Origin of the sequence: Rhizobium sp. AN80A (assembly GCF_030053015.1) — a bacterium.
In the GTDB taxonomy this organism is placed as follows: domain Bacteria; phylum Pseudomonadota; class Alphaproteobacteria; order Rhizobiales; family Rhizobiaceae; genus Rhizobium; species Rhizobium metallidurans.
On record NZ_JASJPX010000003.1, the window covers coordinates 1,437,266 to 1,449,266 of the forward strand.

10 protein-coding genes are annotated in these 12,001 nt (G+C 62.4%); 6 read left to right on the forward strand and 4 right to left on the reverse strand.

The window, feature by feature from the left end:
• The first annotated feature begins 149 nt into the window (after positions 1 to 149).
• From P3R82_RS18710 to P3R82_RS18720, 3 genes are all read left to right on the forward strand, one after another.
• The gene (locus P3R82_RS18710) at positions 150 to 1,553 is read left to right on the forward strand and encodes a multicopper oxidase family protein (RefSeq protein WP_283194859.1); all 1,404 of its coding nucleotides are present in this window, start codon (positions 150 to 152) and stop codon (positions 1,551 to 1,553) included.
• Positions 1,554 to 1,636: 83 nt separating this feature from the next.
• Positions 1,637 to 2,782 carry a ribonuclease D gene (gene rnd, locus P3R82_RS18715; RefSeq protein WP_283194860.1) on the forward strand — a complete coding sequence of 382 codons (1,146 nt, stop codon included), beginning with the start codon at positions 1,637 to 1,639 and terminating at the stop codon, positions 2,780 to 2,782.
• A 162-nt stretch (positions 2,783 to 2,944) separates the two neighbouring features.
• Entirely contained in the window at positions 2,945 to 4,015 is a 1,071-nt protein-coding gene (locus P3R82_RS18720) for an adenylate/guanylate cyclase domain-containing protein (RefSeq protein WP_283194861.1), read from the forward strand.
• Positions 4,016 to 4,030: 15 nt separating this feature from the next.
• On the opposite strand, the gene ppx is transcribed toward P3R82_RS18720, so the two are convergent.
• From ppx to P3R82_RS18740, 4 genes are all read right to left on the reverse strand, one after another.
• The gene (ppx, locus tag P3R82_RS18725; protein ID WP_283194862.1) at positions 4,031 to 5,554 is read right to left on the reverse strand and encodes an exopolyphosphatase; all 1,524 of its coding nucleotides are present in this window, start codon (positions 5,552 to 5,554) and stop codon (positions 4,031 to 4,033) included.
• 12 nt (positions 5,555 to 5,566) lie between these two features.
• Complete coding sequence (locus tag P3R82_RS18730) at positions 5,567 to 7,771, reverse strand: RNA degradosome polyphosphate kinase (RefSeq protein ID WP_283194863.1); 2,205 nt, start codon at positions 7,769 to 7,771, stop codon at positions 5,567 to 5,569.
• A 66-nt stretch (positions 7,772 to 7,837) separates the two neighbouring features.
• The gene (gene hdaA, locus P3R82_RS18735; protein ID WP_283194864.1) at positions 7,838 to 8,551 is read right to left on the reverse strand and encodes a DnaA regulatory inactivator HdaA; all 714 of its coding nucleotides are present in this window, start codon (positions 8,549 to 8,551) and stop codon (positions 7,838 to 7,840) included.
• Complete coding sequence (locus P3R82_RS18740) at positions 8,548 to 9,669, reverse strand: AI-2E family transporter (protein ID WP_183899577.1); 1,122 nt, start codon at positions 9,667 to 9,669, stop codon at positions 8,548 to 8,550. The genes hdaA and P3R82_RS18740 overlap by 4 nt, the downstream gene beginning before the upstream one ends.
• A gap of 245 nt (positions 9,670 to 9,914) precedes the next feature.
• Here P3R82_RS18740 and purM point away from each other — a divergent pair, with 245 nt between their 5' ends.
• Genes purM through P3R82_RS18755 form a run of 3 tightly spaced genes read left to right on the forward strand, consistent with a single transcriptional unit; the run spans position 9,915 to position 11,934 of the window.
• A complete protein-coding gene (gene purM, locus P3R82_RS18745; RefSeq protein ID WP_283194865.1) occupies positions 9,915 to 10,988 on the forward strand; it encodes a phosphoribosylformylglycinamidine cyclo-ligase in 1,074 nt (357 codons plus the stop codon).
• Positions 10,985 to 11,644: a phosphoribosylglycinamide formyltransferase gene (gene purN / locus P3R82_RS18750; protein ID WP_283194866.1), complete on the forward strand. Its 660-nt coding sequence runs from the start codon at positions 10,985 to 10,987 to the stop codon at positions 11,642 to 11,644. Before purM ends, purN begins: the two co-directional genes overlap by 4 nt.
• Positions 11,645 to 11,697: 53 nt before the next feature.
• Positions 11,698 to 11,934: a type II toxin-antitoxin system prevent-host-death family antitoxin gene (locus tag P3R82_RS18755; RefSeq protein ID WP_283194867.1), complete on the forward strand. Its 237-nt coding sequence runs from the start codon at positions 11,698 to 11,700 to the stop codon at positions 11,932 to 11,934.
• Positions 11,935 to 12,001: the final 67 nt, after the last annotated feature.

The following is a 12,001-nucleotide window of genomic DNA, read 5'->3' on the forward strand; positions in this document are numbered from 1 at the left end:
AAGACTTGGCGCCGTAAGCCCGCGGTTTTCGCCGTGGCTGCAGGCTTATCATATGACAGGCTCCGCGGCAGTTTGGCCGCAGGAGGGATATTGCTGAAAGTCCCGGTCAACTTTAAAGAGGACACATCACCATTTCAGGGAGTCCCGCCATGCCCCTCCTCACCCGTCGCAATCTTCTCAAGGCTTCAGCCGTCGCCGGCGCATATGGGGTGGGCATCGGCGTCGCGGGCAAGTTCGGTCTGGCGCAGGCAGCACCCGAGCCGCAGGTGCTCAAGGCGCTGAAGTCGGAGGCAACGCTGACCGAGGCCGGGGTGACAAAGAACATCATGACATGGGGTGATGTGGCGGGTGAAGCGGGAATGCCGCCGGTGCTGCGGATGACCAAGGGCAAACCGTATGCGGCGCGACTGGCCAACGCGCTGGACGAGCCAACCACAATTCACTGGCATGGCATACGCGTTCCCAACAACATGGACGGCGTGCCGTTCCTGACGCAGCCTTACGTCTATACCGGCGACAACTTCGACTATGCCTTCACGCCGCCCGACGCCGGAACGTTCTGGTACCATCCGCACTGCAACACGCTGGCACAGATGGGCCAGGGCATGACCGGCGTGATCGTGGTCGAGGATCCGGCCGATCCGACGTTCGATTCCGAGGTCATTCTCAACCTGCGTGACTGGCGCCTGGGAGGCAACGGCCAGTTCATCGCCGCCTTCCGCCCGCGCGACGCCGCCAAGTCGGGCACTTTCGGGACGCTGAGAACGGCGAACTGGAACCGGGAGCCGCAATACGACGCCCCGGCCGGAGGCTTGATCCGCCTGCGCATCGCCATCACCGATGTCACGCGCATCTATTCTCTGAAGGTCGCGGGCGCGGAGGCGACCGTGATCGCGATCGACGGCAATCCGGTGCCGAAGCGCTTTCCGCTCGATCTGCTGCTGCTCGGACCCGGGCAGCGCATCGATCTGGCCGTGCGCATGCCAGACAGCGAGGGCGCGACGGCGACGCTCGAAGACATTCGCGGCACCGCACCGAAGACCCTCGCCAAGCTGCGCGCGGTTGGCGCGTCGCTGAAGCGCGATGTCGGCGATCTTGCCGCATTGGGCGACAACCCGGTTGCCAGCGCCGACCTTTCCACCGCCGAGAAGATATCGGTCGTGCTCAGCTCCACCGCCGAGAGCGCGCCCGCCGACGGCATCTGCGGCACGATTGGCTACAGTTTCTGGGCGATCAACCGTGTTCCCTGGCCCGGCGATACGAAAGACCCGACGGCGCCGCTCGCCGAGTTGAAGCTCGGCAAGAGCTATATTCTGCAGGTCGAGAACGTGACGCAGCATCTGCACCCGATTCACCTGCATGGCATGAGCTTCACCGTGCTCTCCTCCTCGACGCGGGAAGCGGTTCCATTCGTCTCGGATACCTATCTAATCCAGCCGGGCGAGAAGGCGCAGCTCTCCTTTGTCGCCGACAATCTCGGAGACTGGCTGTTGCATTGCCACATCATCGAGCATCAGAAGTCGGGTATGACGAGTTATGTAAAGGTTGTTTGACCCCTCACGGCCGGTAGCGGTTGACATATTGGGCCGAAAGGAGAAGGAAGGTTCAACCATGTCTATCCTGCGAATGAATTGAGATGATTGAAACAACCGCCGATTTGGAGGCGGCCTGCATCGAGCTGGCCAAGTCAGAATTCATTACTATCGACACCGAGTTTCTGCGCGAGACGACGTTCTGGCCGGAACTTTGCTTGATCCAGATGGCAAGCCCGACGATGGAAGTGCTTGTCGACCCCCTGGCGAAGGGGCTCGACCTGAAGCCCTTCTTCGAGCTGATGGGCGATGCCAGCGTGCTGAAGGTGTTCCACGCCGCGCGGCAGGATATCGAAATCATCTACAACAGGGGCGGCCTCATTCCGCATCCGATCTTCGACACGCAGGTCGCGGCGATGGTCTGCGGATTCGGCGATTCCGTTTCCTACGACCAGCTGGTGAGCCGGACCAAGGGCGTGCAGATCGACAAGTCCTCGCGGTTCACCGACTGGAGCCGGCGCCCGCTCTCCGAAAAGCAGCTCGACTATGCGCTGGCCGACGTGACGCATCTGCGTGACGTCTACCTCTATCTCAAGGCCGAACTGGAACGCGAAGGCCGTTCCTCGTGGCTGTCCGAGGAGATGGACGTGCTCGAGGCGAAAGAGACCTACGACATTCATCCCGACGATGCCTGGCAGCGCCTGAAGATGCGCCTGCGCAAGCCGCAGGAATTGGCGGTGCTGAAATACGTGGCCGCATGGCGCGAGCGCGAGGCGCGTAACCGCAACGTGCCGCGTTCGCGCGTCATCAAGGACGACGCGATCTACGAGATCGCACAGCAGCAGCCGAAGGATGCCGAGGCGCTCGGTCGCCTGCGCACGATCCCGAAGGGCTGGGAACGTTCGTCGGCGGGCGCCGTCGTGGTCGAGGCGGTGAATACGGCGCTGGCGCTACCCAAGGCCGAGATGCCGCATGCGCCGAGGCAGAATCAGCCGCCGGAGGGGGCCGCCGCCGCCGCCGAGCTGTTGAAGGTCCTGTTGAAGCTGATCTCGGAAAAGCACGGCGTCGCGCCCAAGGTGATCGCCAACAGCGAGGATCTCGACAAGATCGCCGCCGAGGGCGAGAACGCCGACGTCGGCGCGTTGCGCGGATGGCGCCGCGAGCTGTTCGGCGATCCGGCCCTGCAATTGATCAAGGGCGACGTCGCGCTGCGCTTCGTTGGCAAGAAGGTCGAGACGGTCGCTCTCTAGGTCGTGACGCAATTTTACCGGCGCACCGATTTAGGTCACAACTGCGCCCAATCGTTCAGCTAAATCTTTTTCGAAGGGATATCCCATACCCTTCCGAAAGGGCTTTCGGACGCCTACATTGCTTCAGGTGCACGCTGGCCAAGGCTGAACGAAAAGGCCCTTATGAGAGAAGTATCCCCGGTCCAGAACTGGCTTCTGATCATGCTCGTCATGGCGGCAAGCGGTGTTCTCTACAGCGTCATGTTCTTCCAGGACAGCCGCCCCTTCATCGGCGCGATCTTCGCGCTGTGCATGGGGATGCCGATCATCGCGTTCGAGCGGAAAGTCTTCCTGCGCGGGCTTCAACGGCGCATCGAACAGTTGCCGACCTTCACGTTCTTCCTTGCCGAACTCTTCATCTACGAGATCCTGATGAGCGTGGGCTTCGCGGCGGCGGGTCTATCGCTCTGGGGGCTCGGCCTGATAACCCCCAGTTCGTGGGTCGATGCGGTCGTGCTGCCGTTCAATGCGTTTCTCTACGCGCTGGCGGTCTGCTCGCTGATGATCTTCGTGCTTCGCGTTCGCGAGCTTCTGGGCCGCGACGTGTTCGCGAGCATGCTTGTAAGCCGGTACCGAAAGCCGGTGAGCGAAGAGCGCGTTTTCCTGTTCATCGACCTTGTGGATTCCACGACCTTCGCGGAGAAGCACGGCGACCTGCGCGCGCAGCAGATGCTGAGCTCGCTGTTCGCGGCCTTCGCCGAGCCCGTGCGCAAGCACAAGGGAACGATCGACGACTATGTCGGCGACGCCGCGATCATCAGCTGGCCGCTGGAGCGCGGGGTAAAATTCGCCCGCTGCGTGAACTGCATCTTCGACATCATCGGCGCCATCGAGGCGGATGCGGAGAATTGGCTGAAGACCTACGGTCAGGTGCCGCGCCTGCGTGCTGCTTTGCACGGCGGCAACATCATCACCGCGGAAATCGGCGTCGACCACCACAAGATCACCTATTTCGGCGATACGATCAACACGACGTCGCGGCTTGAATCCCTGTGCAAGACGCTGAACCGCGCTGTGCTGATATCGGCCGACCTCGCCCAGCGCATCCAGCTACCTTCGAAAGTCGTCGCTGAGGATCTCGGCCAGCACGCGGTCAAGGGCCGCGGACAGAGCCTCGGTGTGATCTCGCTCGTCAAGGCCGATAACCGTATCGCGGCACCGAAGCTTCAGGCCGGCGTCAAAGCGCCGACATAAGAGGCCGAGGGCGCGCTACTCGAAGCGGAAAGCGAGCCGCTTGTTGGTAAGCTTGGCGAGCTGCTGCAGGCGGCCATCGAGGCGTTCGCCGGCGAAATCGCGGTATTCCGAAGGCACCACGAATTCGAGGTCGAGATCGGGGTCGCTCGATTTGCGGAACGTCAGGTTGCGAACGATGCCGGGCATCGAGGCCGAGAACAGATAGACGACGCGCAGCATGCCGCCAAGCAGCTTGGCGCGCTCGACATATTGCGGCGTGGCAATCGTCGCCAGCGGGCTGGTCGCGCCGTCGTCGTGCAGGCCTTCGAAGCGGTAGTAATTGGCGAGCGCGATGAAGGCGCGGCCGGGATGGCTGATGCCGACGAAGGACGTGTGGGCGATGATGTTCAGCGCCTGAAGGCCACGATAATCGGGATGGGCGCGCCAGCTGATGTCGGCGAGCAGGCAGGCGGCCTGGCGATAGCGGGCCTCCTCCGGCGTCTCCGAGATATCGAAGAACGGCATCATCCGGCCGGTCCACTCCGAGAGCTCGCGGGCGTGTTCGGGCGAGCGCGCACGCAGGATCGCGAGTTCACGCGCGGCCTCGATCAACGGGTCGGCGCGGCGTTCGCTTTCGGAGAGAAGCGAGTAGAGATAGCCCTCGCGCACGCCCTGGCCGGAGAAGGAGATCACCGAGGGCTTCATGACGCTCAGCACTTCCTTCATGGCAACCGCGCCATATGGAAGGAGCGCACGGCGGTATTTCGATACCGCCGCCCAGGCGGGGTCCTTGGAATCCTTGGCAGCGTCGACCTGATCGAGGAACAGCATCATCTGCTCGAAAGAGATCTCGTAGCCCTGCATCATGTGCAGCGGGTAATTGATCATCTCCATATGCAGCTTGGCGATATTTCGCCAGGTGCCACCGACGGCGTAGAAGGTGCGCCCCTCGCCCTTGGCCAGAAGCCTGGAGATGGTCTTTACATGCTTGCGGGCGAAGGTACGGGCCTTGTCCATCGAGCCGCCGGCATATTCCGACAGGCGCAGCCCACCGAGCGGCAGCGTCACGCCCTGGCCGAGCTCCTTGCCCTTGATATCGATCAGTTCCAACGAGCCGCCGCCCAGATCGCCGGCGATGCCATCTGGCGTATAGAAGCCGCTGACGATGCCGAGCGCGGAGAACCTGGCTTCTTCCTCGCCGGACAGAACGCGCACCTTGCGCTGCAGGATGGTTTCGGCGCGATGAATGAAATCGGGGCCATTCGAGGCCTCGCGGGCCGCGGCTGTCGCCAGCACGTACATGGTCGCAGCACGCGCCTGGTCGGACAGCGCCTTGAAGCGATGCAGGGCGGAAAGCGCGCGTTCGACGCTGGCCTCGTCCATCTTGCCTGTCAGCGCTATGCCCTTGCCGAGACCACAGAGAACCTTTTCGTTGAAAAGGATCGTGGGCGATCTCGACAAGCCTTCATAGATGACCACACGGATCGAGTTCGACCCGATATCGACAACGGAGACCGGAGCAATCCCTGGAAGGCGCCCCTGGGCTTCTGATTCAACCATGCAGGTCCAGTTTTATCTTTTTGTCCGGCCGGAAAGAAGGCCGGCAATCAGCTTTGGCGCACTGGATTTCAACGCTTCACCGCGGCCCGAAAGGCTCGGATTGGTCATGAAATACTGTTGCGCATTGAACGGCTCCTCGCCCTTGCGCACTTCCATGCGCCTGGACGTCCCGTCGGCCAATATCTCGTAGCTTTGCTGATTGTCAATGAGGTTGCCCAGCATGATCTGTGACAAAACCTGCTCGTGCACGGTCGGATTGGTAAGCGGAACCAGCGTTTCGACACGGCGATCGAGGTTTCTCGGCATCATGTCGGCGGAGCCGATATAGACCAGCGCCTTGTCCGACGGGAGGCCGTGACCATTGCCGAAGCAGAAGATGCGGCTATGCTCCAGGAAACGGCCGACGATCGACTTGACGCGGATGTTTTCCGAGAGACCGGGCACCTGGGGGCGCAGGCAGCATATGCCGCGGATGACGAGATCGATCTCGACGCCGGCGTGGCTCGCCGTATAGAGCGCGTCGATGATTTCGGGATCGACGAGCGAGTTCATCTTCATCCAGATGGCCGCCGGGGCGCCGCTCCTGGCGTGCTTGATCTCTTCGTCGATGTGGCGAAGGATGCGCGATCGCAGCGTATAGGGCGATACGGCGAGCTTCATGCTCTCTTCCGGCTCGCCATAGCCGGTGATGAAATTGAAGATGTTGGCCATGTCGTGCGCAATCACAGGATTGCAGGTGAAGAACGACAGGTCGGTGTAGATCTTCGCGGTGATCGGGTGATAGTTGCCGGTGCCGAGATGGCAGTAGCTGCGCAGCTTGCCCTCTTCGCGGCGCACGACCAGCGACATCTTCGAGTGGGTCTTCAATTCGATGAAGCCGAAAACGACCTGCACGCCGGCGCGTTCGAGGTCGCGCGCCCAGCGGATGTTGGCCTCCTCGTCGAAACGCGCCTTCAGTTCGACCAGCGCGGTCACCGACTTGCCGGATTCGGCCGCGTCGATCAGCGCGCGGACGATCGGGCTGTCGTTGGAGGTGCGGTAAAGCGTCTGCTTTATCGCCAGGACGTCAGGATCGCGCGCAGCCTGGAGCAGAAACTGGACCACCACGTCGAAGGACTCGTACGGGTGATGAACCACCATGTCCTTCTCGCGGATGGCGGCGAAGCAATCGCCGGCGTGCTCGCGGACGCGTTCGGGAAATCGCGCATTGTAGGAGGGAAACCTCAGGTCGTCGCGCGGCGCCTTGGTGATCTCGGACAGCGTGTTCAGCGCCAGAAGACCCGGCAGCACGGCGACGCGGTTGTCGGGTACGTTGGTCGCCTGGACCACGAACTGACGCAGCGAGGCCGGCATTTCGGAATCGGTTTCGAGGCGGATCACCGAACCGCGACGACGGCGCTTCAGCGCTGTCTCGAAGAAACGGACGAGATCTTCGGCCTCTTCCTCGACTTCGATATCGCTGTCGCGGATGATGCGGAACGTACCGGAACCCTGCACCTCGTAGCCCGGGTAGAGCCGGTAGATGAAGATATTGGCGACATCCTCGAGCGTGATGTAGCGGATCGTGTTGCCGTCATCCGGCAGGCGCACGAAACGGTCGAGCGCCGGCGGCAGGCGCAGCAGCGCCGTCATCGGCTCGCGGCCGTTCTTGCTGACCAGCTGCAGGCCGATCGAGAAGCCGAGATTGGGAATGAAGGGGAACGGATGGGCCGGGTCGATGGAGAGCGGCGTCAGTACCGGGAAGATCGCCTGCTCGAATTCGGTGGCGAGCCAGTTGCGATCGGTTTCGCTGAGCGCGCCCGGGCGAACGATCAGGATGTCTTCCTTGGCGAGATACTGCTGCAGCACGGCCAGCGAGGCCTGCTGCTCCATCTGCAGATTGTCGATCTCCTGCAGGATGGATTCGAGCTGCTCGGCCGGCGTCTTGCCGTCGGGCGTGCGCACGACAATGTTCTGACGCACCTGCCCTTCGAGACCGGCAACGCGCACCATGAAGAATTCATCGAGGTTGGCGGCCGAGATCGACAGGAAGCGAACGCGCTCGAGCAGCGGATGCTCGGTGTTCAGCGTTTCCTCGAGAACGCGGCGATTGAACTGCAGCCAGGAGAATTCCCGGTTTATGAAGCGCTCGGGGCTGGAGAGCAGTTCTTCAAGCGTAGGAACGTTCGCCTTGGTTTCAGGAGCCGTCTCCTGGTTTCCCGCGACTGCACTGTCCATCGTTCGATTGCCCCCTCATGATTGCGCCAAGCCGAATATATCAGTTTCACGACGGAACTGTGACAGTCAATCAGCCAGATCGGAATTGCCCAATTCATTCAACACTTCAGCGGCAAGCGCGCGCGTGATCTTGGTGCCTCTTGAAAGCGCCAGCCGGTCCAGCCGCTCGACGATCGTCTGCGCGGCATTCAGCGACCGCTCCATCCTCACGACAATATAGAGCACCAGTTTGTCATCTATATAAAGCTGACGATCGGCGAAGAGCTTGACGATGACCTGCGACAGGAGCTCCTCGTCTGGCTCGCCGATCTCGACGACCGTCGCCGCCTTCAGGCGGGAACGCAGGTCGGCCAGCTCGACCGGCCAGGACATCGGCCAGAGACGGCTGGTCATCAACAGGCTATGGCCGTTTTCGCGCACGCTGTTGATGACGTGGAACAGCTCGGTGTCGTCGAAGCCCAGGCGATCGACGTCCTCGAAGAGAACCGGGCCGCTCGCCGCATCGACCGCCGCGTTGACGCCGGCCTTCGGATGGATGAGCCTGGCGCCGCTGTGATCCTTCCAGATATTGGCGAGATGCGACTTGCCCGACCCGACCGGGCCGGCAAGGATGACGACCGGCGACGGCCAGTTCGGCCAGGCATCGACGATCTCGACAGCCGCCGCCAGCCGCTCGGAGATCAGGAGATCGTCACGACCGGTCGCGGCGTCATGAGAAAAGGCCAGGGGTAGCTGCTCCACGGGCTTGCGCCTTGAGTCAGCGTTTTTCACGTCAGTCATTTCGGGCCAGCTTTTGTCTTCCGTACCGGGGCCGCCTTCGCCTCGCCCGCATACAGGTCGCTGTCAAGGTAGCGCGAAAGCGCGAAACGGACAAGAACGCCGACGGCGGCGGCGGCCGGCACCGCGACCAGAAGGCCGACGAAGCCGAACAGCGCTCCGAAGGCGAACAGCGCGAACATCAGCCAGACTGGATGCAGACCGACGCTATGGCCGACGAGCTTCGGCTGCAGGATATTGCCTTCCATGAACTGGCCGCTGAAGAAGACGACGAGCACCGCGCCGACCCAGAGGTAATCCGGCCAGAACTGGACGAGCGCCACGCCGAGGGCGGCAATCAATCCGACCGTGGAGCCTACATACGGGATGAAGCTGATCATGCCGGCGAAGAGGCCGATGAGCAGGCCGAAATTCAGCCCGACGAGCGACAGGCCGACCGCGTACCAGATACCGAGGATGAGGCAGAGCGAGCCCTGCCCGCGAATGAAGCCGGCGATCGCCTGATCGATCTCGCGCATGATCTGGTGGACGTTTGCCACGTAATCGCGGGGCACATACTTGTCGATGTTGTCGACCATGCGATCCCAGTCGAGCAGCATGTAGAAAGCGACCACTGGTGTCACGATCATAAGCGATATCACGTTGACGACGGCCAGGCCGGAGCTCCAGACCTGGCTGAACAGCCCGGTGAGCAGGCCGAAGCCCTGCGACAGGATTTCCGAGAAATTGTTCTTGATGGTGCCGAGCTGGTTCTTGATCCAATCTGGCAGCATCGAGTTCTGCTGCTTGGCGATGAAGGCCTGCAGCTGGTCGATATATCCCGGCAGCCGGCCGGCGAAATCGGCGAACTGGCTGGCGAGGATCGGGATCAGGATCATCAGCGCCAGCACGATGAGGATGACGAAGGCGATCAGGATGACAATGGTCGCCATCAGGCGGCTGAGGCCGAGCTTTTCCAGCCGGTCGGCAACGGGGTCGAGAAAATAGGCGATCGCCATGCCGGCCAGGAACGGCAGCAGGATGGAACTGAACACCAGCAGGAAGGCAATGAAGAATGCGAGCACGATCAGCCAGAAGATGACCTGGCGCTTCAGACTGGCGCCGCTAACCTGCTGTGGCATCATGTTCTCCGCTGATCGAACGTCGGTATATGCCGCATCGCAGCGATACGGCCCGCGAGCCACATAGGATGCAGCCGCGAGAATGGTCAACCCCGGCGTCCAATTTCCCGATTGCCGTGGCCGAAAGAGCGGGAAATTGGGGCTTTTGCCACGCAATGCCTTGCATAAAGGCCCCTGTCATGCAATGGCGACCCGCATGTGACGCGGGGATATTTCCCGCCCGACGACAGCCATCGGAGAGCAGTATGAGCCAGTCCGGAAAAAACGGTCTCACCTATAGCGATGCAGGCGTGGATATCGACGCTGGCAACCTTCTCGTCGAAAAGATCAAGCCCGCCGTACGCTCGACCCACCGCCCCGGCGCGGATGGCGAAATCGGCGGTTTCGGTGGCCTGTTCGACCTCAAGGCCGCCGGCTTCACCGATCCGGTTCTGGTCGCCGCCAATGACGGCGTCGGCACCAAGCTGAAGATCGCGATCGATGCCGATTATCACGACACCGTCGGCATCGACCTCGTCGCCATGTGCGTCAACGACCTCGTGGTCCAGGGCGCCGAGCCGCTGTTCTTCCTCGACTACTTCGCGACCGGCAAGCTCGATCCGGACCAGGGTGCGGCGATCGTCGAAGGCATTGCCGCAGGCTGCCGCGACGCGGGCTGTGCGCTGATCGGCGGCGAAACCGCCGAGATGCCGGGCATGTACTCCTCCGGCGATTACGATCTGGCCGGCTTTGCCGTGGGTGCGGCCGAACGCGGCAAGCTGCTGCCGTCCGGAGACATCGGCGAAGGCGACGTCATCCTCGGCCTCGCCTCCTCGGGTGTCCACTCCAACGGCTTCTCGCTGGTGCGCAAGATCGTCGGCATTTCCGGCCTCGCCTGGGATGCGCCGGCCCCCTTCGCTGATGGCAAGACGCTTGGTGAAGCGCTGCTGACCCCGACCCGCATCTATGTGAAGCAGCTCCTGAGCGTCATCCGCGAGACCGGGGCGATCAAGGCGCTGGCGCACATCACCGGCGGCGGTTTCCCCGAGAATATTCCGCGCGTGCTGCCCAAGCACCTGGCAGCCGAGATCGATCTTGCGGCCGTCAAGGTTCCGGCCGTGTTCTCCTGGCTGGCGAAGACCGGCGGCGTCGAGGCGAACGAGATGCTGCGCACCTTCAACTGCGGCATCGGCATGATCGCCGTCGTTTCCGCCGAGAACGCCGACACGGTCATCTCGGCGCTGGAAGCGCAGGGCGAAAGCGTCGTGCGGCTCGGCCGGATGATCGCGCGCGCCGAGGGCGCTCACGGCACGCTCTACAAGGGCACGCTCGCCATATGACGTCTTTGCGCAAACGCGTCGTCGTCTTCATCTCGGGCGGCGGCTCCAACATGATGGCGCTGGTTGCCGCCGCGAAGGCCCAGGATTTCCCGGCCGAGATCGTCGGCGTGATCTCCGACAAGCCGGATGCGGGCGGCCTTGCCAAGGCGGCCGCCGAGGGCATCGCGACCTACGCCTTCGCGCGCAAGGACTACGCCAGCAAGGAAGCGCATGAGGAGGCGATTTTCGCGGCGCTGGACGCGCTGTCGCCTGATATTCTCTGCCTGGCGGGCTATATGCGCCTGCTGAGCGGCACGTTCATCCAGCGCTACGAGGGGAAGATGATCAACATCCACCCTTCCCTGCTGCCGCTATTTCCCGGCCTGCACACGCACCAGCGCGCCATCGACGCCGGCATGCGGATCGCCGGCTGTACAGTACATTTCGTCACCGAGGGCATGGATGAAGGCCCTGTCATCGGCCAGGCGGCCGTGCCTGTACTCTCCGACGACACCGCCGATACGCTGGCGGCGCGCGTGCTGACGGTCGAGCATCAGATCTATCCGCAAGCACTGAAGCTGTTTGCCGAGGGCAAGGTACGGATGGAAGGTGGCAAGGCTGTCAGAACGGGCGATGCGTCCGGCAACGCCACAACCGGTGCTGTTATCTCCGCCTGATTGACCGGCGAGATGATGCGGATCATCATGTGCGTGGCCCACGGAGCAACGCCATGACTGTTACCGTCAACATCGATGAAGCAAGCCTTCCCGAACTCCTTGCCAAGGTCGAAGCCGGCGAGGAGGTCGTTATCCTGCGCGATGGTTTGCCAGTGGCAAGGTTGGCCCCTGTCGTGGCGGATCACGAAAAGCGCAGGCAGGCCATCGAGGCCGTCCGTGCCTTCCGGAAAACCATGCCAAGCACTACAGCGGAAGAAATTGCCGAGTGGAAGGCGACGGGCCGGCGATGACGCGGCCTACCTAGCGCTGGCAATTAGACAGAGTCTGCCGCTCGCCACCCTGGACAAGCAACTGATC